Here is a 24038-nt window from a genome sequence, read left to right as displayed (position 1 = left end):
GAGTTACGTTCTGTCCTTTCTTTGAGGTGGAATGCAAGTCAGTTTCTGCAACTGCTCCGACTTCATATAGCAACTGCGTAACGTGAGAGGACACGCAATGACGAAACACTGGATCTTGATTGGATTATTTACCTTGGGGGTGGTACAGCAGACGCATGCCCAGGACAATCGTTTGCAGTCGCCCGATGGGCGATTGGTGATGACGTTTTCCGTAAACACATCGAAGCCGCTTTCAACGCAGGGAAGCGGACAGTTGCAGTACTCCGTTACATTCAAGGGCAAGCCAATCATCGATGCTTCCGCAATGGGGCTTGCACTGGATGATCAGCTTTCGTTGGGAGAGAACATAACAATTGAGGATGCAAAGACATCGAGTGGGATCGATGACTATCCGCTCATGTTTTCAAAGGTGAGCCATGTTCACGATGCCTATAACGCACTTTCGCTGACGTTGAGAGAACCCGGTTCGAACGGGCGTGGCCGCAGTCTTGTTGTGGAGGCGAGCGCATACAACAGCGGTATTGCTTTCCGCTATCTGCTTCCTGCTCCGCCGCGTGGCAATACAGAACTTCGTCTGCGGGATGAAGAGACAGAGTTTCGCTTTAGCCAGGACGATACTGCGTGGGTACTGGCGCTGCCGAATTATCGATCCAGCTACGAAAGCGAATATGTCCGCTACAATCTATCCGCGTTGAGCAATCAGGGTGGAGTTTCCAGCCACTTCCTTATCGGCATGCCTACGTTGCTGCACCAACCGGGTGACGCATGGATTTCATTGATGGAAGCTGATCTGGAAGGGAACAGCTCCGCCTATGTTACGAATCCGACTGGGAACTGGGCAGGACATATGTTGCGCGTCAAGTTATCACCGCGGTGGGATGATCCGTCGTTTGCTGTTACCGGAACGCTACCGCATCATTCCGCGTGGCGTGTGCTTGGTATCGCTGATACGCCGGGAGAACTGCTGGAGAGCAATCTGCAAACAGATTTGAATCCACCCAGCCGTGTGAAGGATACAAGCTGGATCCGGCCAGGCAAGGCTTCGTGGAACTGGTGGGTTGATAACGTGAACGCGAAAGGCGAATCCGGTAATTCGCAGTTCACTACGGAGACGATGAAGTATTACGTGGACTTTGCGGCGAAGTCTGGCTTCCCCTACTTTTTTCTGGATGCGGGATGGTCTGGTGGTGACATCACCAAGATGAATGGAAAAGTCGATATTCCAGAACTGGTGAAGTACGCTGCGACGAAGCACGTGAAGGTGTGGATTTGGCTCTACTCCACTGCAGTGATGGAACAGATGAAGGAAGCCTTTCCGTTGTATGAGAAGTGGGGCGTCGCTGGGATGAAGATTGACTTTGTCAATCGTGACGATCAGGAAGGTATTCAGTTCTTCTACGACGTGGCGCGCGAAGCAGCCGCTCACCATCTGATGGTGGATTTTCATGGATGTCATACGCCGTGGGGCATTATGCGCACCTATCCCAACGTGATGAGCTATGAGGCAGTACTGGGACTCGAGAACAACAAGGTAGGCCGGCGCGACAGCCCTGTGGATCGTTCAGTCTTTGCATGGACACGAGCGCTCGCTGGTCCTTTGGACTACACGGCGGGCGCATTTGACAGCCAGACAGAAGCCAGCTTTGTTGCGCGCAATGCATCGCCTCAGGTGATGGGAACGCGTGCGCAGCAGCTTGCGTTGTATGTCGTGTATGAAAACCCTGTCCCGATGGTGTCCGACAGCCCACAAAACTATGAAGGCGAAGCCGCTGCCGCGTTCCAGTTTTTGAAGGATGTTCCCACAACGTGGGATGAAACTCGCGTTCTAGGTGGAGATGTTGGCGAATACTCTATCGTTGCGCGACGTCACGGCAACGAGTGGTATCTGGGCAGCACGACCAACTGGACACCGCGAGAGCTGAAGGTGCCACTGAAGTTTCTTGGCAACGGCAACTATACGGCTGAGGTGTACGAAGATGGCGCCGATGCGTCAACGCAACCAAAGCATGTGAGCATACGGAAGGCTTCCGTCACATCGAATTCGACGCTCAATCTGAACCTTGCGCCAGGTGGCGGAGCGGCAATACGCTTCCTTCCTGCAAAGTGAAGTTAGAGTGCCACGACAGCAAAGCGCGGCTTTAGGGCCGCGCTTTGCTGTTACTTGAACATCGTGGGACGCAGTCGTAGCGTCTCGTTTGCCGCCATGTTGAACGATTTCACTGAGTCACGATAGCGAACGGGGATAGCTCCAGAAAAGCGGCTGCGAACGGCTGCGTGGATCAGCACGCCGTTCTGCCATGCAATGTCGACGGTATAACCTCCACGTGCGCACAGGCCTCGCACTTCGCCATTGGGCCATGCGTCTGGCAGAGCAGGCAGAAGTTCAATTTCGCCTCGTTGCGATTGCACCAGCATCTCTGCAATTGCAGCTGTTCCACCGGTATTGCCATCGATTGCGAAAATGTTTTGCTCTGCTCCAGCAACGCCACCCTGAGAGAAGGTGAGCAGGTTATTGCCCGTGGCATGAGAGAGCAAATCGTTAAGATAGTGAACTGACTCATCACCCTTCAACAGCCGAGCATAGAACGCCATGAAATTGGCGCGACCCCATTCCGTCTGTTCCCAGTCTGGTGCCGCGACGCGGCGTTGAATTGTTATCTCCGCTGCATGTGCCAGGGTGGGAGTAGTTCGGACATCGACTTGTGATTCGGGATAGAGAGAGGTCAGTTGAGAGGTGTGGCGATGATTCGGATAGGCATCCTCAACGTCCTTCAGCCATTCTTGCAATTGACCATGGCTGCCAATTTGGAGTGGAGGTAGTTTTGCCTTCGCCGTCTTTACCCGATCGGCGAGTGGCATATCGGAGTTAAGAGCTTTGCATGTCTGCTCGCAGATATCGAAGAGCGCGAACGTCATCACCCGATCCACAGCGGGCATCATGCTTTCACTGGCGTTGCCGCCGCGCGGATCTTTGAATGCGTTTTCTGGCGATTCAGATGGTCCTGTTACCAGCCATCCATGCGTTGGCTCTGTAGCCATATATGCTAGGAAAAATTCGGCGGCGTCGCGAAAGATAGGAAAGGCTGTTTGCCGCAGGAACACTTTGTCGTTCGTGAAGCGATAGTGTTCCCACATCTGCAACGAAAGCCAGACACCTGCAACCGGGAAATTACCCCATCCCACATCGCCCGGAGCAGTGTAGCCCCAAGGGTTGGCAACGGTATGTGCAATCCAGCCAGGAGCGTCATACATCTCTCTTGCTGGCTTCTGACCTGCGATGCGCAGGAACTCAAGGAAGCGGAAGAGCGGCGTCTGGCACTCTGATAAGTTGCAGACTTCCGCGGCCCAGTAATTCTGTTCTGTGTTGATATCCAGGTGGAAGTCATCGGTCCACCCCATCGCAGCAGCGAGGCCGTCATTCCAGATGCCCTGCAGAGCCAGCGGAAGATGTGAGTCAGCACGTGATCCAGCGATTGTGAGATAACGCCCAAATTGAAAGAAGAGTGCATGCAATCCAGGATCGCTTGCACCCTTCTTCACATTGCTGATCCGCATATCCGTGGGCGTGTTCTCATTTGAATCGCTGCCCAAGCTAAACGACATTCTTCGGAAGAGCGGGGCATAATCTGCGATGTGCGCTTCTTTCAGCTTCTCGTATGACAAGCTGCGCGCGGTTGTCAGAGTTTGTCGGCAGGCTGCGTTTGGATCGTTGCCACGGAAGGATGTTGCGATCGCGATAAGGATGGTTGCAGTACGGGCTTTCTTGACCGTTATGCCATTGGTGTTAGGTTCGGTATGTCCGTCTTGCGTGATGACTTCCACATGGATTTCGAAATTAACGCCAGACTTTCCGTCGCTATGCTTGGTTTCAACCGCCCTGCCCAGCAAGACCAAACGATTGCCTTCGGTGTGCACCGTAAACGGAAGTTGTGACGCGGCAAAGTGAACACGGAACGAGCTAGGATGCGCAATGCGATAGGCAATCAGCCTGTGAGCATGCGATGCAAATGCTTCTCGCGAGTGACTCTGTCCTCCAGATCGGAAGGATACTTCTGCCACGGCGTCATCCAGAGTGAGCGTACGGTGGTAATCCGTAATGGGATGAGACGGCGATTCGAAGTCGATTAACACATCGGGAAGCGGCAGGTTCGTGCCAAAGTTCGTGGCGTGGCCTGCGACATATTTGCGACTTAGCTGCGTCGCTTCGACATATTTTCCATCAAACAGCAGCTGCCGGATCTCAGCAATATGCGCTTTCGCTTCTGGATTGACGGAATGCTCGTTAGGAGCCCCGGACCAAGCAGTGGAGTCGGAAAGTGCAAGCCTCTCCTGTGTTACTCCGCCAAAGATCATGGCGCCTTGATTGCCATTGCCCAGCGGCAAAGCCTCCAGCCACTGTTTTGCTTCCTGGCTGTACCAAAGGGTAGTTGCTGTGTTTGCGTTGGATGATGCTGACGCGTGAAACGGCTTACCAGTGGCAATTGCGGCCGTAGCCGCAGCGCCTGCAATGAATTCGCGGCGCGTACTCAATGGCTTACTCCTTGCAACACAAATGCAGCCGCTTGAAAGTCACCACGCAGCTCAATGTCGATTCCACGATGCATCCAGTATGAACCCGTTGCCGATGCAGCCGTGTCAACGCTGGTTTTGCCATAGATCGAACGAAGGCTATAAACACGATCCGGATCCAGGCCACGAAGAAAGACGCGCGGATAAGGATAGAGTTCCGCGCTCGAATGCAAGAAAGTGAAGAGAACCGCCTGCTGCTTGTCGCGCGACACGGATTCGGTCACGGATTCTTCGCTGCCATCCGTTGGAAATGCCAAACGATAAAGGTCACCTCGCTGCACAGTCTCGCGGATGTTCTTATACTCTGCGATCATCTTCTGCGAGGTGTTCAACTCTTCTGTAGTGAACTTCGTAAGGTTCGCGCCAATGCCAAGCGAACCCTGCATCGAAGACAGGAAACGATAGGGTAGCGACAGTGTGCGTTGGTTTACCCACGTGGGCGAATCCGTAACCCAGGCCATCATGATGCCCGGAGCGTAGGCTTGGGTGAATCCATTCTGAACTCGCAGACGGTCGAAAGCATCAGTGTTGTCGGAAGGCCAGACTTCATCAGTTAAGCCAATCACTCCTAGATCCACGCGACTGCCACCGCCGGAGCACGATTCGATCTCGACATTTGGATGCTTCTTCCTTAGTTCCGTGAGAATGCCATAAAAGTTGTGAATGAAGTCCACATAGACATTCTTCTGTTCCTCTGGAGCAACAGCGGGCCAGCCGGGCTCGGACCAATTGCGGTTGTAATCCCACTTAAGGAAGGCAATATCATTTTCTGTAAGCAGTTTGTCGAGAAATGTGAAGACATACTGCCGCACGTCTTCGCGTGCAAGATTCAGCACAAGCTGGTTGCGGCCCTCTGTACGTGGGCGTCCAGTAAAGTTCAACGCCCAATCAGGATGCTTGCGATACAAATCGCTATCGGGATTCACCATCTCTGGCTCAACCCACAGCCCAAAATCCATGTGCAGAGAATGAACCTTGTCGATCAGCGGTTTCAGGCCGTTGGGAAATTTCTGCGAGTTCACTGTCCAATCACCCAGTCCGGCATGATCGTTGTTGCGCGCACCGAACCACCCATCGTCCATCACGAAGCGTTCCGCTCCTATGGCTGCAGCTTTCTCCGCAAGTACTTCCTGTCCGGCTTCGTTCACCTTGAATTCGGTTGTTTCCCACGAGTTGTACAGCACCGGTCTCAGCTTCTCGTGCGGTGCATGAGGAACCAGCGTATCCATCTCAAGACGGTGCATTCTTCGTGATGCATCGCCCAGTCCGTGTGAGGTATGACCCGCGTAGAACCATGGTGTTTCCAGTGTTGCGCCTGCCTTAAGGTGATAACCGAAGTCGAAGGGGTTGTAACCGCCGGTGACGCGCACTTGTTGTACGGCATCCTGTTCCACCGCGATCTGCCACGAACCACTCCAGGCCAGGCCACCAAACCACACGTTGCCGTTCTCTTCCGTCGTGTCGTTCTTACGGATGGAAAACCACGGATTGTTCTGCGCACCGGTGGTCCCGCGACGGCTTTCGAGAATTGTCTTTCCTGGTTTTACATTTTGGTCGTTCACTGTCCACTCCCCAGCCCAACGGCCAGAGAGATATCGCAGAATGTAGTTTTTCCCGCGTGGCAGGTTCCACGTCGCAGAGCTCGCAGATTCTATGATGAATGGCTTGCCAGTCCCGTTTTCAATGAGAGCGCGACGCCCCACGATTCCCGTTGCGTCATCGACCTTGTATTGCAGAGTGACGAGCACTGGCAGAGAAATGTCTTTCATCTGCACGGAGAGCACACCATCATGCATGCTATGGCTTACGTAGCCTAGGTCAAGGTCGCGATTGCCGTCCGGGAAGGTGATCTTCAGATCTGGTTCGACATAAAGTCCACCACCCCATGCATCGAATTCCTGAGGCGTGGTATTCCGCGACGAATCGAAGGACGACATTCCCTGAGCCGCCTTCGGAGTCTGCGGATGATCTTTCTCGGAGAGCTGTTCTCCCCAGTAGATCGTCTGGAGCCGCTTGTCTTCATTCACGCCGAACTCATAGGTCGTGTCTCCTGCGTCAATGCGAAAGACATGGTTCACGTCGTCCACGTAAATGGCGTCGGTTGGGCGCTGAGCACATGCAGTGGCTGCAAGAGTGGCAAGGCAGGCAAAAGAGCAGAATCGAGCGACAAATCCGCGGTGCATGAAAGCTCCTGTACGGTCGTTCCGCTTTTTGCGTAAGAAAAACGGTAACGTACACAATAATCCGACAACATAACGCTCGACAACCACTTTCAGGTAAAAATGCGTATGCCTGACATCGCCGCGTTGTGTCGGCTAGTAGGCTGTCGAATAATAGGTGTGTCAGTCTTTCATCGCCCGTCCGTGTTCGTACACGATTAAGACCTAACTCTCGCGGCGGCTCTAGTGAAAAACAACCTTCCTCAAGGGTTACTTCATTGTTCTGGAAGCCGCTCGGGAGTATTGCGCACACGGAACGAGATCGAAAACTTGAATGCTTTTCCCGACTGGAGGGACTTCGCTGCCTGCGCTTGTTGCGCTGCATTCAGGCTATTGTGTGGGGATGTAGTTGGTTCCAGTGCCACGGCATATTGAAGGTTGTCTCTTGCATCGTCCGGCCATCCACCGTAGCAGAGCCAGATTCCGAGATAGGGAAGCGTTCCGGGATCGAACAGAACGTCAAGTGACTGTCCTGTGGAGCGGCGGAGGACGCTGCACATTCCGTTGTCTACTCGGTCCGTATAGAACATATCCGCGTGCCCGGTGTCTGCACTGCCGGCTTTGTCCAACCTGACTCCTGATGCCGTTACGGGCCATGAAACCACATCGCCGTGGTTTCCCAGTCTGTTGCCGCGCGAGTAATCAAGCCGCAATGAATGAACGCCAGTTGGCAACACGATGTGGTCACCTTCGTCCACCGCAAACAACGGGTGGCAGGCGTAAATGAAGGATTGCGACCTACTGCCGATGTTCGTTACGGAATAGTCCACACGGAGCGTATCGTCGTTGACCGCAAGATGCTTCGTGAAACGCAGTGTGCGGCTGAAGCCGTCGGCGGAAAGCGTGATACTGCGGTCGTCGATATGTTTCACATCCCAAGGGAGCTGCCAGAAGTCACCATGGTCGGGGGCAGCTCCTCCTTCCGTGGAAGCATCGCAACTAGCTACGGTAGGAAGGCACTCTTCAATTCCGGCGCATGGACCATTGCGAAAGTCCGCAACCAGGCTCGGCTCGGGCGGTACGTGGTCCCGCTGCGCTTGCGTGAGAAATTCCAGCCCGGAGTAGAGACTACGCAATGATGCGATGCGGCCACCTTCTTGCAGTCGCACTTCGATTGCGAGGTGATCCGATTGCAGGATGTGGTGATGGGCATGAGATGGCATAGAGAGCTTTCACAAACGGAAGACGGGAGACAATACAGCCCTATTGCGACGTGAGTGCTACGGCAATTCGCTTTCAATTTCTTCGTCGATATCGACGATCTGACCGGAGAACAGAGGAAGATTGCTTCGAAAAACGACATGCGGGGCAAGCCGCACGTAGGGGTGCGACTTGTCATCGCCTCGCAGATATCGAAGCAACGCTTCAAACGCGACCTTACCTTGGGTATATGGGCGTTGATAGAGAGTTGCCATCACCTTGCCAAACTCGATAAGAGGGACCAACTCCTGAAACAGATCCGTTGTCACGATTTGTACTTTGCCGAGCAAATTCAATTCATCAAGCGCCTTTAGCACGGGCATGCTATTCGCTGTGCTCAGATAGACACCTTTGGGATGATCCTTACCGCGCATTAGAGCGAGCGCCTGCTGGTATGCCTGCTTGGGTTGTTCGTGGCTTTCCAACGCCGGTAGCAGCATCAAGTGAGGAGCCTGTACCGCGAGTGTCGCAGCAAATCCACGCAGTTTCTCCGCATGGTCCATGGTGAATAGATCGCCACTGAAGACGGCTACGTTGGAACGTTGAGGGAGTCGCATCGCGAGTAACTCTGCCGCGATGGAGCCGCTGACGTAGGCATGAGCGGCAACGGATCCCATGCGATCAGTGTTTGGTGCATCGCTCCCGACACACATCATTGCCGTGCCACTACGCGAGAGCGTACGGATTAGAGAGTCGAATTTGCGCGTGTCACCAGGGAGAAAGATGATGCCATCGTAGTGCCGCTTCAGAGCGCCTTCAAAAGCCTCCACATCACCTACGCCGAGCCGCGGATACTCGTGGAACTCAACAGAAACCTGAACGCCAACCGTAGCTGCAGCAGCAGCGCGAATGCCGGCACGCACAGGGTCGAAGAAATGCGAAATATGTTTGGGCAGAATCGCTGCAATGGATAGTTTGCGATTGAGCTTTAATGCCTGAGCAGCAAGGTTGGGGGTATAACCAATTCGCTCCGCCATCTGCAACACGCGTGTCTTTGTCTTTTCGCTAACGCCGGTTCGGCCGTGCAATGCGCGGTCGACAGTGCCGATGGACACGTTCAGTGCTCGCGCAATTTCTTTGATTCCGGCTGTTCCTTTTGATTCAGACATGCTCTTCCTTGCTTACATAGCAATTGACGGGATGGGTGACATTGTCTCATTCCGCCAGAGAAGATATCTCGAAATTTCGATTCCCGAGATCCAAAGTGCCAAGGCAATTCTCACTGTCGGGCCAGCGCCCGCTCGATCTGTTCCAGGCTTCGTCCCTTGGTTTCAGGGACGAAGACAAACACCAGCGTCCATCCCAGAAGGCAGATCACACCGTAGGTCCGGAAGATGCCGCCCGTCCCCAATGCCCGGTTTAACAAAGGAAAGGTATACGTTAAAGCGAATGAGGCAAGCCATAGCGCGCTGACTGCTATGGAAACAGCTTGGGAACGAACACGATTCGGGAAGATTTCCGCGATCAAGACCCAAGTTACTGGTGCAAGTGTCAGAGCATAACAAGCGATGGCGCTGAGCGTCAGAAACAAAATTGCGATGGCTGGCCAATGAGCCGCGTACGCAAACGAACATGCCAGATGCGATATGCCTATACCGACACAGCCAAACAGCATTAACCAACGGCGTCCCACGCGGTCTACCAACAGCATCGCGATGATGGTAAACACTAGATTGATTGCGCCTGTGATGACGATGTTCAGAAGAATTTCATTCGCGCCATAGCCTGCGCTCTTGTAAACATCTGCTGCGTAGTTGAAGAGGACGTTAATACCCGTCCACTGCTGCAAAACGGCCAACGCGATGCCAATGAAAACAATCCGACGCACAGAACGCTGGAGAAGTTCACTCCAAGTGGAACGTCCGGCTGCACTTTCTTGCTTGATGACAGTCTGAATGTTGAAACATTCAGCTTCTGCGTATGATCTGCCACCGATCTTCGCGAGAGTCTTCAGTGCCTCTTGGTTACGGCCACGTGTCAACAGCCAACGCGGGCTCTCCGGTATAACGAGCGATGCTACGGTGAAGACCAACGAAGGTATCACCACTGCCGTAAACATCCATCGCCAGCCATACTGGACATTCCACGAGGTCATCAGTTGTACTACGCTCAAGCCCGCGGGAATGGGACGAGCGATGCGCCAGTTCACAATCTGCGCTAGCAGAATGCCGATGACAATCGCGAACTGATTGAAGCTCACCAACCTCCCGCGAAGGTCTGCAGGACTGATTTCCGCAATGTAAAGCGGCGAAACATTGGAGGCGAGACCGATGGCAACGCCACCTACGATGCGCCAGGTGATGAAGGCCGACAGTGAATAAGACCATCCGGTGAGGGCAGAGGAGACTGCGAACAGCACCGCTGCGACAAGGAGAAGGGGTTTGCGTCCCAGTCGCTCAGCGAGTGAACCTGCTGCGAGCGAGCCGATGAGGCACCCTACAAGGGCGCAACTGTTCACCCATCCAATCAGCGAAGGAGATACGAGATGAAAGTACATCTCGTAGAACTCGCGCGCGCCACCGATGACGACCCAATCATAGCCAAAGAGAAGTCCGCCGAGCGCCGCAACGATCGCAATAATCCAGACGTAGATGCTGCGTTCCGCCGGTACAAGGATGGAAGACTCAGTTGTGTGTATGGCGGGACCTTGCATGATCAGCCTTCTTCCGACGCAAGGGTTGCAAGGAGATCAATTGCGCCAGAGTGGGCGCGATCTTTTTCGAGCACTTCTGCTAAAAGATGCTTTGCCTGCGTCTTGTTGCCCAATCCAAGCTGTGCTTGCGCATGCAGAAACTGTGCCGTGATGTTCTGGCGTTCCTTCAAGTCTTCGTCAAAGAGCAGCATTGCCGGAAGTGAAGTTGCGAAGTAATCGATCTTCGGCATCCCTGATTCGAGCTTCGTCGCATACGCATCGATTGCATGAAAGAGGTTGTCTGCCTCTCGCTCGCGTCCCAGCGCACGCAATGCATTGGCAGTCCAGTATGTTGTCTCAGAGATGGATTGCACCTGCATTTGTTGGAAGTCACCCTTGTGATTCGCTGCTAGTTCCAGTGCGCAGGTTGCGCGTGCGGTATCTCCCACAGCCGCCAACGCAATGCCCATCCAGTAATCAATCATGCTCAGGTTCATCAACAGATGCTTGGCTTCACTCAGATTTTGTGGTGGGTTTGCTGCCAGTTTGAGTAGGGCGACTGCGGTGGAAGCATTTCCATCGTTCAGTGCCTGTTGCGCCAGCAATAGGTTGGAGCGGACGTACTGCGTCAGCACCTGGCCTTCGCCACCCTCCCAAGGGCCGAAGCTACGACCGAGTAACAGATCGAGCGCACGCGCAGGTTGGCCGGTACTGTTTAGCAGCGTCGCTAACTCGTTGGAAAGGTCATCGCGCTGCTCTACCAGATCTGGGTGATCGAGAAGATTCTTCAGACGTTCTTCCAACGGTGTGCCGATGCGCTTCCACAACTGATCCTGCTCGTATGCGATACGAGCATCGTGGGGTGCAAGCGCGCGGGCGCGCGCAAATGCGTCAGCAGCACCCGCAGCGTCATGCTTCACGTTGAATCGTGCGAAGCCAAGGTTACGCCAGGAAGTCGGAAACAAAGGATCAAGCTCAGTAGCGTGTTCCCAATGTGTTATCGCTTCGTCGTAACGGCGACGGTCATATAGAAAATTTCCAAGATAGTAGTGCGCATGCGCATCAGCAGGGTTTTCAGCAATGACGCGCTGCAATAGGAGCAGCTCTTCCAAGCGATTAGGGAAGACATAAGAAGGATCAGCGAGAGTTGCACGCTGGCTTGCCGTTTTAGCTTCGTCATCGCAGCCAAGTTGCCGGAGGATATCCGCACGGAGATAGAGACGAAGCGTGGTTCCTCCGTCGAAGTGATCTGGAGCGTTTTCGTTGATTGTCTGAAGAGCTTCTTCTAGAAGGCCTGCACGCATCAAGTCGAATGCCAAATCAATCTGCCGTTGTGCGTCGGCTGGTGCATGCCCGGATTGCAAAAAGCGGCTTGTTTCATCCAATGGATCGAGCGAACGTACCTGCGCAATGAGTGCCGCGGATTCATCAATTCGATTCAATCGTTCTAATACGACAGCTTTTAGATTGAGCGCGTTTAGATTGTCACCATCGGCAAGCAGGGAACGGTCAAGATGATCCAGCGCCTTTGCCCACTCCTTGCGCGTGCAATCAATTTCGGCCAGACGATGATAGCCCGGCCCGCGCCATGCTGCATTCCAGGTGCTCTTGTAGAAGGCATCATAGGCTTCGTCGGTTCGGCCCTGGTATCCCAGAGTAAGCCCGAGATTGTAGAAAGGCTCGCCGTCATTCGGGTTTGGATTGCGTCTTGTTAAGCGGGCAATCGTAGCGCGCAGATATGCCTCGGCACGTTCAAACTCGCCGCGGCGCATAAAGGAATGACCAAGCGCGTGATTTGAGCGGCTGTCGCCAGGATCGCGGCGAATAGCTTCCAACCAGTACGGTTCAGCAGCGCGTGTGGGATGACGATACTGTTCCAGGTGTAGACCGTTCAAAAACAGTTCGTCATTGCTTGTTACCTCTTGCGGTAGAGGCGGTTCCGTGGCCACGTCAGGTTGTTTCCCGGGGACAATTTCTGCCGGGGCATACCGCATGAAGACGTTGTTTCCTTGCGACACGCGAACCTCAAGTGCATCAATGGAACCGTCTACCGCAGCATGAAATTGCCGGGGCTCTGTCGCGAGAAGATCTGCGTCCCAAGCTGCTAATTCAACACCTTCTCGAAGCACTGAGATCCTGCTTACAGGACGATCGGAAGTCACTTGCAGATAGACAGTGATATCTTGCGAGTTCATTTCAAGACGCAATGCACCGTCAAGATTTGCAAGGTCCGGTGTGCCGATTTCGCTGATGGGATACCAGAACTGGCTGAAGGTTTTCGTCTCTCCGGGAGCGAGAAAGCTGAAGTCCGGTTGGTTGTCGGTATACACGCCCGACATTAATTCGATGTACGGCCCATCGTTGTCCGTCAGGCTGCGATCCCACGCATAGCCGAACTCGTGATTGCCCCACGTCCACTGCTTTTTGCCGGGAGAGATGTGGTGATTTGCAAAGGCTACCGCGCCTGCGTCCGCGGAGTGATCGTAGCCGCCGAAGAAGTCTTCGCGTGATCCCACGATCATGTAACTGGTAGGAACTGGGATGTTCGCATACCAGCCGAGGTCGTTGGCGCGATAGGAGCCATCTGGTATGAACTGCGAGGGAAGCTCGTCGGCGGGAACACCGTTGCTTGCTCGTTCTGCATAATCCACGCCGTAGTAATGGCCTTTGCTCAGTGGATATTCCGTGATTGCGCGCTTGGCGTGGTCTGCAGCGAATCGAACGTCATGCGGGAAGAACGATTGATATCTCTCGTGCACACGCGTGGCTACATTTGCCCACCATAAAAACGTCTGCGTGTCCTGTGTGCGGTTGTAGAGACGCACCTTCACCTCAACGTAGGCCCTACCCGGATGAAGGCAGACACCGTGCATGCCTTTCATGCGCGCCATGGGGTCGTGGTCGCTGCACCAGATGGTTACTGAGCCGTCATCCGACCGCTCGATCGAAACTTCCACCGGCATAAAGGTGGCAGGGCGGTGATGCTGTGGCCAATTAAACTCCACGCCGCCGGAAATCCATGGTCCTGCAAGTCCCACGAGGGCCGGTTTGATCACATTCTGGCGATAGAAGAAGTCGTAGCCCGTGCGCTTGTCCAAGCCGACATGAATACGGCCACCAATCTCTGGCATGACCATCAGACGCAGAAATTCATTCTCAATGTGAACAGCCTGCCACCACCGCATCTCCGGCTTCGTTGAGACGGAGTCAATCACGGGCAGGGGATACACTCGTCCGCTGCTGCCTTGATACACGCGCTTCTCAAGGAACAGTGGATTTGTATCTGGCTTTGCGGGGAGATAGGTGAGCATGTCGACCGGCTCACTCCACGCCTTCACCTTGCCTTGTTCCGATGATGGGGCAAGCGGCAGTTCAAGCTTTCCCGCAGTAGCGGAGTCAGGCGACGTCTCCTGGTTGAAGATCCGTTGCGTCATCGTTCAGAGACCTTCCCAAGAGCCAAAATCAATCCAGCCAGTTTCGAAGAAATCATTCGGAAACGTGCGTTATTTCATAACGTGTACGTTACCGTTAGCTGAATATAGGGGGTGGCCGTCGAACGTGTCAAGAAAAAAGCAGGTGCGTCCCGTATCTCATACAGGCGTCATCGGAACCGTGATCATAGCAATCTTTGTCTCTAGGAACGAAAAAGGAACGCATCCCATGCGTTCCTTTCCGTTACTCAATCACGACGGTTTTCCGGCTCCCATGCCCATGATGGCAATGGCCCTTTTACGATTCTCGGGACGGCACCCGGTGGCGTTGTCACACTGCATACGCGGCCTCGCATCTCTTGCCACGCCTTGATCACGTCGTCGGGGAAAGTTGGAATAAGCGACTTCAACTCTTCTCGCAGCCGCGCCACCACATCAGGGTGCTTCTTCGCTACGTCGTATGCTTCTGTCGGATCCAGATCAAGGTTGTACAGCTCCGGATGAGGCAGCAGGTAGTTTGTTGTGGAGCCGGGCCGGTCATTGATATAGATCTGGCCGTCCGACTGCGCTACCCGCAGCTTCCACGATCCCACGCGGATGCAGTGAATGTTCGCGTTTCCCACGGTGGAGAAGTAAATCACTGGTTTCTCCGGGGCAGGTGCACTGTGCAGGAAGATTGCACTTGAATCCACGCCATCCAGCAGCAACTTCGGTTTTTGTAGTCCGCACCATGCACTCAATGTTGGAAGCAAATTCAGATGATTCGACCACTCCTGACTGACGGCACCCGACGGAACATGTCCTTTCCATCGCAGCAGGAAGGGAACACGCGAGCCGCCTTCGAATGTGGAAGCCTTACGACCGCGTACCAGCCCCGGATTGCCTTGAAACCACGGTCCATGATCACTGGTGAAGATGACTACGGTGTTGTCGAGTTGGCCGTTGCTCTTCAACGTGTTCATCAACTGGCCTACGCTCCAGTCGATCTCTTCGATTGAGTCGCCCACATCGCCAAAGTTTGACTTACCGCGAAACGCCTTTGATCCGCGTGCGGGGTCATGCGGATAGGAATATGCAAGATAGAGGAAGAAAGGGCTTTTGCCTGCTTCGTTTAGTAGCTTTACAGCCTCTTCTGTGTAACGCGGAGTCAATTCATCACGATCGGTATCTGCCTCAAGTGGTGTAGTGCCTCGCACGAGGGGGAGCGGCTGCATGTCGTCGCTGTAAGGAACGCCATAGAAGCTGTCGAAACCGCGATCTGTAGGCCAGTGTCCGGCGATATCTCCCAAATGCCATTTGCCAATGCAATGCGTCATGTACCCGCCCGCGCGAAACAGGTCGGCCATGGTTTGTTCTTCGCGATCCATGCCTTCCTGCTTCGGAAACAATGCACCCTTGGTATGGCTTCGCGTGGCATAGCGTCCCGTCAGCAACGATGCTCTTGATGCCGAGCAGATGGGATGGCCAGAGTTATGCCGCATGCAACGCATGCCGTCCGCAGCCAAGCGGTCCAGATTCGGCGTGGGGATCTTTGATCCATAACACCCCAGATCGCCGTAGCCAAGATCATCACAGATCATGAGCAGCACATTGGGCCGTGCCTTCGTCTTTGTTGCTTGTGCTGCGGCTTCCAGCGTGGGGGAAACGGCGCCAGCGGCTATCGCCGGCGACACTATCCCCGCGGCCATTGTCTTCAGAAACGTACGTCGATCGTTGCTCATGCATCCTCGAAAATTCGACAACGGGAAACGGTGCAGGCCCGCGCAAACTCGCACGGGCCCACGCACTTCTTTGTTATTAGAAGGTCAGCTTCGCGGCAAACTGGAACTGTCGCGCAGCGGAACCCGCAGCAGTCGATGTGGTTACGCCAAAGTTTCCGCTTCCAGTGGCGATGTAATTGCCAGATGCGTCCGGTGTCGAAGCATAGCTGGTGATTGTGCCGCCAGGCAGAGCAAAGTTCGCCGTGTTGGAGATGTTGAAGCATTCCGCACGAAACTGTAACGCAAGCGCTTCATGAAGAGGGATCGTCTTAAAGAGTGACAGGTCGGCGCGACGCTGATTCGGTCCATACACCACATTGCGACCCACGTTTCCCGCCGTGCCAATCGGCTGTCGCGCAAACGCTGAAGGATTCAAGAAACCGGTCAGAACATTGCGGCTGGACGAGTACAGTGACACTCCCTTGACCCGGTTTGGACGATCGGAAGTCACCGTGGGCAGGTTGATGTAGGCTCGTCCGTTCTGTGTCACGTTGCTTGTGATTGCAAGTGGAGTTCCCGTCTGCCAGAACACTAATGCGTTCACCTGCCAGTTTCCAAGGAACATGGTTGCGACTTTGCCGCCATGGAACGGAATGGCATAGTTTGCGGTAGCAGCAATACGGTGACGCACATCCAGTGTGGAGTTGCCATAGTCATACGTGCTGATGAGTGCTGGCTGTAGACCGTATCCGCCATCGCCTTCAGTGCCCTGGTTGTTGGTGTTGTCCATCGCGTGTGCCAAGGTATAGTTCGCGTTCAAAGTCAGACCATGGCTCAAGCGTCGCTCGAAACTGGTTTGCAACGAGTGATACGCGGACACCGCAAAACTGCCGAAGTATTGGATCGTATTTACGTTCGGCAATTGCGTGGCATAACGCAGCGCGGGCACAGTGCTGCCTCCGCTTGGAGCAGGTAAGTCGTAATTGCCGATCTGTGCATTCAGGTGACGGCCAAGCTCACCCACGTAACCCACGGTGATTACATTGCCGCCCAGGTCTTTCTGGAGGAGCAGATTGAACTGCTCCACATAAGCGTTGCGGTAGTTATATGGTTTGGCCCACACAGCACCAGACAGTGCGGTCGTGGAGACCGTGCTGGGAAATGCCTGAACTCCTTGTGACACTGGTGTGGTGCTGGTCAACGTTCCTGTAGCGAATGCGTATGGCGGATTCTGCAGATAGAAGGCGTTCTGCACGTCGTTTGCGTAGAAGCTCACGCCGAAGCCGCCGCGCAGCACGAGTGTGGGCCTCGCTGTGTAGGCGAAGCCAAATCGAGGAGATACATTCGAGTAGTTAGTTCGAATGCCGCCGGTGCTGTTTACCGTCAATGTTGCTGTGGTCAGGTCCAGATTGCTGAAGTAGCCATCCTTCTCGTTTGGCGCGGTGAAGATGTCATACCGCACACCCATGTTGAAGGTGAGATTTGGCAATGCACGCCAGTCATCTTGCACAAAAGCGCTTTCTTCCCACGTCCTTACATGCGGACGCCGCGTTAGACCCTGGCGCTGATAGTTGAATGGCTGGCCGTGGAAGAAGTTGGTGAGCGTGGCAATCGGTGTCGATCCGTTAAAGCTGATGGCTGGTTTGCCATAGTTCTGTTGCAGGTTGCTCACCTGTCGACGGATCAGCGCATCGCCAAACTTGATGGTGTGATTGCCGCGTACCCAAGTGACATTGCCTGCGTATTGGTACGCACCTTCGTTCAACAAAATGGGAAGGAATGTGGCGTCGCCGAGTCCTGTCCATCCACCACCCGGCGAAACGGGAGCCAAACCATCGCAGCCGATGCAGCCATTTGCATTCGGAATGTTATACGCGCCGCCGGTATTCAGGTTCTGTCCAGCGTTCAACTGGTTTACGTGATCGCGGAACAGAGTATAGCCAGCTCGCAGTTCGAGCAGAAGATTGGGAGTGAAGGCATGGGTATAACCCAACTGACCGTTATGCGTAGTGATCTCTGAGAGTCCTGGATAGGTTCCAGCCTGTCCGCCTGGACCAATGTTCCCGACAGCGGGCAGTTGGCCTGGCATGAACGTGTTCACCTTATTGTAGCTGTACCGGCCAAACAGGGTATCGCCGTTGTGGAAGTGCTGGTCGATACGCAGGTCACCCAGTGTCGTATTCTGCGTTCTTGCAGGGTTGTAAAGGTAGTTGTTGGTTGGCACGCTCGTGCCGGGGATATAGCTACTGCCTGCCTGATTTGGCTTTGGATACAGCTTGAAATAAGCCAGTGCCGTTGAATCCAGCCCTGTCACTACAGGGCCGCCCACGTCAGAAAGGTCGCCCGGATGGTCAATCTGGTAAGCCGTCGGCACTGTGGAGGTATATACCGTTCCGGTGGCATCCACTTGCCGAAACTCCTCCAGATCCGCGAAGAAGAATGTCCGATCTTTAAAGATGGGACCACTGATACTGCCCCCGAACTGGTTCTGACGTAACTCCGGCTTGCGCGGCAACACGTTAGTCCGAGCAAAGTAGTTGCGTGCGTCGGTCTTGTCGTTGCGGAAGAACTCATATACCGAGCCATGAAATTTGTTCGTTCCGCTCTTCGTCAGAATGGTGATCGCTGCGCCCGCCGTACGTCCGACTTCTGCCGTGTAAGTGTTTGTGTCGACGCGTACGGTTTGGATCGCTTCTACCGAGGGCCGCAGAAGGATCAATCCCTTGAAACGCTCGTTATTGTCCAGGCCATCGATCAGGTTGTTGTTCACCAGCTCGTATTGACCGTTTGCGGAAACTGATGATGATTGCCGCCGGTCATCCGGTCGCGTTCCGCTTGTCAGTGAGTTCGGTGCGCCCGCGTTCACACCAGGAGCTACCTGTACCAGTCCATAGACATTGCGCCCATTCAGCGGCAGGTCAGCCACCGCTTTGCTATCGATGGTCGAGCCTACGTTCGTGCTGTCAGTCTGCAAGGCAGACGGCTGGGTGGTAACTTCTATCGTCTCGCTGCTGCCGCCGGTTGCCATGGCTGCATCGACACGTGCGCGGTCTCCGGCCACCAGATCCAGGGACGAGTTGCTGAAGGTCTTGAAGCCCTGCACCGTCACTGTGAGTTTGTAGTTACCCGGCTGAAGATGGGTGAAGATGTATCCGCCATTGTCACCGGACTTCGCCTCCTGTGCGGCGTGCGTCCCTTTGTTCTCAATGCGTACCGTCGCATTCGGGATCACGGCCCCGGTGGAGTCGGTTACGGTGCCAAGGACATCGCCGGTGACTACCTGCCCCGCAGCGGTCAGGGCTGCTGCGGACATGAGGCATACGGTTGATAGCGGGAGGTATATACGACGTGCTAACGTCAGTGCCACTGCCATTCGGGTGGCTTGATTCATGATTCGGGATGAAATTGGTCTACGGGTCAACACAGCCTCCAAGGGGTGAAGAGTTACGTCTGCCGGAACTTCCCATCAAGGAGTTGCGGTTCTCACGACGGAAATACGTTCGGTTACGAAGCGATATGAAGTCTTCGTGAACAGCACTGGGATGTGGAATGGGAAGAAGAGGAGAATTCAAGAAGTTCTCGGGGAAGAACCGAGAGGTTGTTGTTATTAAGGGAGATAGCGCACGACTATGAATGTTATGGGCGACGCCGTTTCCCCGGGAAAACTGCACTCGGAGCAGAAAGAGGCCATGCTCAGGTTGGTGGGAAGCAACACGTTTGCTTCGGCTCCCCGCCTGAGGTCGGTGCTGGAGTATCTGCTTCAGATCATGGATGAAGGCTCCAGTGAAGACGTCACGGAGCAGACTATTGGGCAGGCAGTCTTCCGCCGTCCGGCGGGTTACAACGCTAGCGAAGACAACATTGTGCGTGTCACGATCCGCCACCTGCGTACGCGCCTGGACGAGTTCTATGCAACAGAAGGCGCTTCGGAGACTCTGGTTCTGGTCATCCCGAAAGGGAAGTACGTCCCCTCATTCGTCCAGCGCGATGTGGTTGCCATTCCTGAACCCGTTGCCGAACCGTTATCCCTTCCTGACCCAGTAGTCTCTGCGCCGCCGCCTTCTACCGCCGTGAGGATTCCTCATCGACCGAGCCGTTTGGTTTGGACATTCGCGGCGAGCGTGATCCTCGCGTTCGCGATTGGCCTCGGCGTGCGGTCTTTCTACGTGGCGAGCGCACCCGCGCAGGGCGTCCTCGGTGGTCTTCTCCATAAGGGGGATACCGTCACCGTTGTCGCCGTTGACGGAAACCTTCAGGCGTATCGCGGGATCTTCGGGCATCAGATAACGCTGGATGACTATATCCATCGCGTTTATTCCCTGCCTGAGGAAACGGACTCCAATCCTATCCTTACGGGCGCTCGCCATATGGCGACGAACTCAGACCAGACGAACATCTCCTCTGCGATCATCGGTGCCGCTATACAGAAAAGTCTCGTCCAGCAACGCGTGTTGATTCGACATCCACACGAACTCTCCGTCCGCAATTTCCAGGGACCGGGAATGGTCATTTTGCTTGGTGGTCCGTGGAGCGATCCCTGGGGACAACTCTTTGAGAGCCGCTTCAACTTCCGATTGGTGCCGCAGGCAATGAACCCGGCAACGCCGGACGTCCTAAATCTGCACCCCGCATCCGGCGAGTCGACTCTCTATCATCCGCACCAGGATGGCGCACTGACTGTGAATTACGTTCGCATTGCCATCATTCCCAATTTGGATGGCGCAGGCAATGTCATCCTTCTGAGTGCAACTAGCGCGGAGTCGCTTGAGGCCGCGGGAAGTTATCTGCTCTCAACTGATTCCAAAGACGAGTTGCTGCAGCATCTTGGTGTGCGTTCTGCTTCGGAGCTTCCTCCTTCAGAATTTCTTCTGGAGGTGAGTGGCCTCAACTCGGTCCCTGAGAGTCACCGGATTCTGGCTTCTAGACACGTTCACTCATAGCAATCATCCAGACCATTTTGTGTCAGATCTTGGTCGCACGCACATGAGAGAGCGGGCTGACGACCCATTTGCCCAATCCTCTCGCGAAGCTACTGGAATCGTCCGCAGCCCATCAATCTGCAGCCGCCGGCAAACCTGCTTGCCCGCGCGGCAGAAGCGCGGATTAATATCAAGCACGCCGTCGCTGACGACTCGTTTGTCGAATCAGTTCGTGGTGGAAGACTTCAGTGCGATGCTGTACAGCGAAGATCGTGCCCCAATGTATAGCGTCTTGCCGCTGATGGCCAACGAGGAAGGACGCTCCGGTACCTCCAGAGTGCCCAGCGGCTTACCTGCGCGGTCATAGACGAAGAGTTGCGCGCCGGCCACGTACACGTTTCCATCTTTGTCCTGTACCACGGAGGTTCCACTGCGCGGGATGAACGTCGTTGCCGTGAGATGTGTCAACGCGTCCAATGAAACGCGGTACACCTTGTCATCTTCTTCGCTGACTGCAAGCGCGCTGTCGCCTACGTGGAATGCTTTGAGTTGCACTGACTGCTGCACGCCCTTCCAGCTTCCACCAGCAATCACTGCCGTGTTTGTGCCTAGGCCGTAGAAGTAGCTGCGCGGCTCGTTCTCGGTTGCGCTGACCAGCGCCATGTTGCTGCGGCCAGAATATACAAAGCCCTGGTGCGCCACCATGCGCTGGATGCTGCCTATATCGTTGTGAAAGCCGACCGGAATCAGCAGCTGGACACCTTGTTTCAGGCCGCCGTCTGTCAGCTTTGCTGTTGCTCCGGTCTTCGTGTTCACGCTATAGACAGCCTTGTCGCGATCGACAGCAAGGAGCGTGTCACCGCTGCCCGGCCACGCGAGCGCCATGGGCTCCGGCACGTTCTTGGTCAGCACTTTTGCGGTCCCGGTGGTCTCATCCCACTGTGCGACAGTCGCCAACGTTGCATCTGCAAAGTAGAGCGTGCCCTGGCCATCGATGGTAAGACCCGACAGATCGCGATATCCCGAGATGAGCTTCTTCAACTCGGACGTGAAGAGCGGCAAACGCACGGGCCTCATCGGCGATTGAGTTGCCCTTGCACGAAGCTGGAAGCTGGTGAAATCATGCGTCCGGATCCTTGTATCGTTGTCCTCGTCGATCAGACTGTTGTCGAAAGCCAAACGCGTCATGCTGAACACGTGGACATTCGCGAAGCGGATGTTGTCTGAACCCTTAGCCGTTGTGGCCGCGAGCTTTGGGATGACGTTGCGTGAGACGCGATAGTTGAACAGGTTTGCGAAGGTGATGTTCTTTGCGTTGATCAGCTCTAATGCTGTGGCGTCCGCACCGTTGGGCTTTTCTTCCTCTGTCTGTAGGGCGTAGACCGTCCAGTTCGCGGCGTCATGGAACTGCACTTCGTTCTGCATATGGTGCTCGCATGAAACCTGGTAGGCAACGGAAGGTGTTCGTGTGTGTTCCACCAGCAGGCCGGAGCGAGCTGTCGTGTCCGCCGTCCACACATCACGGAATAGTCCACCGCCCCCATCGCGCACCCACAAGCTAGGGTATTGCGAAGCGCGCATATCTGGCCGCTGCGCAATGGGCACGGTCGAACGCATAAGCTTCGGAGCGATGACCGGCCTTGCTCGCAATCCGGCAGGGAAGTTCACGTCATGCATCAGTGAGCGAGGTCCACTCCGCCACACCACGCCTGCTGCACGCGGTGCGATGTCTCCGGTGAATACACCAAGACCGCTGACGATCTCGTGCCCGTTCGGTGCGGTCTCCAGTAAAGGCACCGCCGCCCCAGCGCCTATGAAATTGGCATCGCTATCCTGGACCATCAGCACGGTCGTTGCGGGATTCAGTCCCACCAACACGGTGTCAGGTTTGGTGTGCAGTGTGCCTCTCAGCCGATACATCCCGGTTGGGAAATACAGCACGCGATGTGAATCGATGGCGTGCTGCAGTGCCGCAGTATCGTCTGTGCCACCATCTCCCGCTGCACCCAGCGTGCGTACGTTTATCCATTCGCTCACCGGCGGCATGGTTGGAATGTCACTCAGTGGAAGTCTTGGGGCGGACGTCAGACGCTTCTTACCGGACAGGGTCAACGTCAGAGCGCCTTCGCGACCGTCTCCAAGAATCTGCTGACCGGCAGTCATGCTCGCGACGATGTAGTACCGATCCCCACTGCGTGGTGAAGCGGCAGACTTCAAGCCTCCAACTGGGTCGGCGACCAACGCTGCTACGTGATCGCAAAAGATGTTATCGAGTGTGACCTGGTTGTGCTGGCTTGTGGTGTCACCCAGGACGAAGGCGGTCCCGCTGATGTTCTTCAGCAGTAGGTCCTTCGCATACAATTGTTCCGGCATGTACCGCGGTGTCTCGATAGCGATGGGCGCATCGCTGATCTCATCGCGCACCAGCGTCATTCCCACTTCCTGCGTATGGATGGCTGCGCGTCGCTGGCCATGGATGCGTGAGTCCATCAGCAGAAACTGCCAGGCCGGAGCGGTGCGGACACTCACTATGCCATACTCGCCGCCTTTTATATCCAGGTTTTCAGCCTGATTGCCGACGTCCTCTAACGCCGCGCGCCCCTCACCGACGCTGAAGTGCATGTGATCCAAAAACGAGTGCTGCGCGACGTGAAATCGCACTGCAATTGCTGCGGGATTACCGGCACCAATCTCGAAGTCAATGTTGCTCAGTCCGCTGTAGAACGTGAACTCGTTCGCGTCCATGATCGCTGCGCCCGCCGCGGGTTTGTTTGCAGCGAACTGCAGCATGTATCGGCCGGTGCCGAGGAAGTCGTGGCCGCTTTGAAATCCAGGCGTATTCGGCGCCAGCACCATGACCGGCCGCTGCGCTCCGTATCCGAAGATACGAACGCCAGACCATAGGTAGACCGTCTTCGTTATGCGATAACGCCCCTGTGGCAGGAAGACGATGCCGCTGCCTGTGGTATCCGCAACCCTGTCAATGGCAGCCTGTAGCGCTGCAGTATCATCGGCAACGCCGTCGCCGCGCAGGTCACTCGCCGTCACGGCCAGAGCATCGACTGGCTTTGTGAGGTAGACGGATTGTGCCTGGGACGTTGCAGTGACGATCGACAGAAGAAGCAAAAGCAAAACGCACATGCACGCCCTCAGAACCTAAAGTCCGAACAGCATACGGGCGCGATGAGAGAGGGGTAAAGTCTTATTGTGGGGCCGAAATAAATAGGCTGTCACGCCTGACGCGTAGGGACGTCAGCGATGGCTTTTGGGGCCATGATGGGCGCGAAGAAGATGTCTTCGCTGAGGCAGCGTAATTTTGGACGCGGCCTCGAAAGCCACCTCGAAGTAACGCCTCCGGGGCAAGTCTT

General features: G+C 55.1%; 11 protein-coding genes. 2 read left to right on the top strand and 9 right to left on the bottom strand.

All coding sequences use genetic code 11. From position 1 onward, the window contains the following. The first annotated feature begins 97 nt into the window (after positions 1–97). Positions 98–2107 (top strand): glycoside hydrolase family 97 protein, encoded by a 2010-nt coding sequence (locus M504_RS14840; RefSeq protein WP_047495176.1) that lies wholly within the window; start codon positions 98–100, stop codon positions 2105–2107. Positions 2108–2157: 50 nt separating this feature from the next. Here the strand turns inward: M504_RS14840 and M504_RS14835 are convergent, their stop codons facing one another. From M504_RS14835 to M504_RS14800, 8 genes are all read right to left on the bottom strand, one after another. Continuing rightward, positions 2158–4530, bottom strand: coding sequence for a glycoside hydrolase N-terminal domain-containing protein (locus M504_RS14835; RefSeq protein WP_084214440.1), 2373 nt, complete (start codon positions 4528–4530; stop codon positions 2158–2160). Next, positions 4527–6752 (bottom strand): alpha-galactosidase, encoded by a 2226-nt coding sequence (locus M504_RS14830; protein WP_047495172.1) that lies wholly within the window; start codon positions 6750–6752, stop codon positions 4527–4529. The genes M504_RS14835 and M504_RS14830 overlap by 4 nt, the downstream gene beginning before the upstream one ends. Positions 6753–7003: 251 nt before the next feature. Then, positions 7004–7951, bottom strand: a complete 948-nt coding sequence (locus tag M504_RS14825) for a hypothetical protein (protein WP_047495170.1) — start codon at positions 7949–7951, stop codon at positions 7004–7006. A 57-nt stretch (positions 7952–8008) separates the two neighbouring features. Then, the gene (locus tag M504_RS14820; RefSeq protein WP_047495167.1) at positions 8009–9097 is read right to left on the bottom strand and encodes a LacI family DNA-binding transcriptional regulator; all 1089 of its coding nucleotides are present in this window, start codon (positions 9095–9097) and stop codon (positions 8009–8011) included. Between the two features lie 110 nt (positions 9098–9207). Next, positions 9208–10641 carry a sugar porter family MFS transporter gene (locus M504_RS14815; protein WP_052200877.1) on the bottom strand — a complete coding sequence of 478 codons (1434 nt, stop codon included), beginning with the start codon at positions 10639–10641 and terminating at the stop codon, positions 9208–9210. A 2-nt stretch (positions 10642–10643) separates the two neighbouring features. Beyond that, positions 10644–14054: a DUF5107 domain-containing protein gene (locus M504_RS14810; protein WP_052200876.1), complete on the bottom strand. Its 3411-nt coding sequence runs from the start codon at positions 14052–14054 to the stop codon at positions 10644–10646. 245 nt (positions 14055–14299) lie between these two features. Further along, positions 14300–15772, bottom strand: a complete 1473-nt coding sequence (locus tag M504_RS14805; RefSeq protein ID WP_052200875.1) for a sulfatase-like hydrolase/transferase — start codon at positions 15770–15772, stop codon at positions 14300–14302. A 76-nt stretch (positions 15773–15848) separates the two neighbouring features. Further along, entirely contained in the window at positions 15849–19064 is a 3216-nt protein-coding gene (locus M504_RS14800) for a TonB-dependent receptor (protein ID WP_047495164.1), read from the bottom strand. A gap of 376 nt (positions 19065–19440) precedes the next feature. Between M504_RS14800 and M504_RS14795 the strand changes: the two genes are divergently transcribed. Beyond that, the gene (locus M504_RS14795) at positions 19441–20691 is read left to right on the top strand and encodes a hypothetical protein (protein ID WP_156993880.1); all 1251 of its coding nucleotides are present in this window, start codon (positions 19441–19443) and stop codon (positions 20689–20691) included. 204 nt (positions 20692–20895) lie between these two features. Here the strand turns inward: M504_RS14795 and M504_RS14790 are convergent, their stop codons facing one another. Further along, the gene (locus tag M504_RS14790) at positions 20896–23811 is read right to left on the bottom strand and encodes a glycosyl hydrolase family 28-related protein (protein ID WP_047495159.1); all 2916 of its coding nucleotides are present in this window, start codon (positions 23809–23811) and stop codon (positions 20896–20898) included. Positions 23812–24038: the final 227 nt, after the last annotated feature.

The organism is Terriglobus sp. TAA 43, assembly GCF_000800015.1.
GTDB lineage: Bacteria > Acidobacteriota > Terriglobia > Terriglobales > Acidobacteriaceae > Terriglobus.
This window is presented reverse-complemented; position numbering and strand designations above follow the sequence as displayed.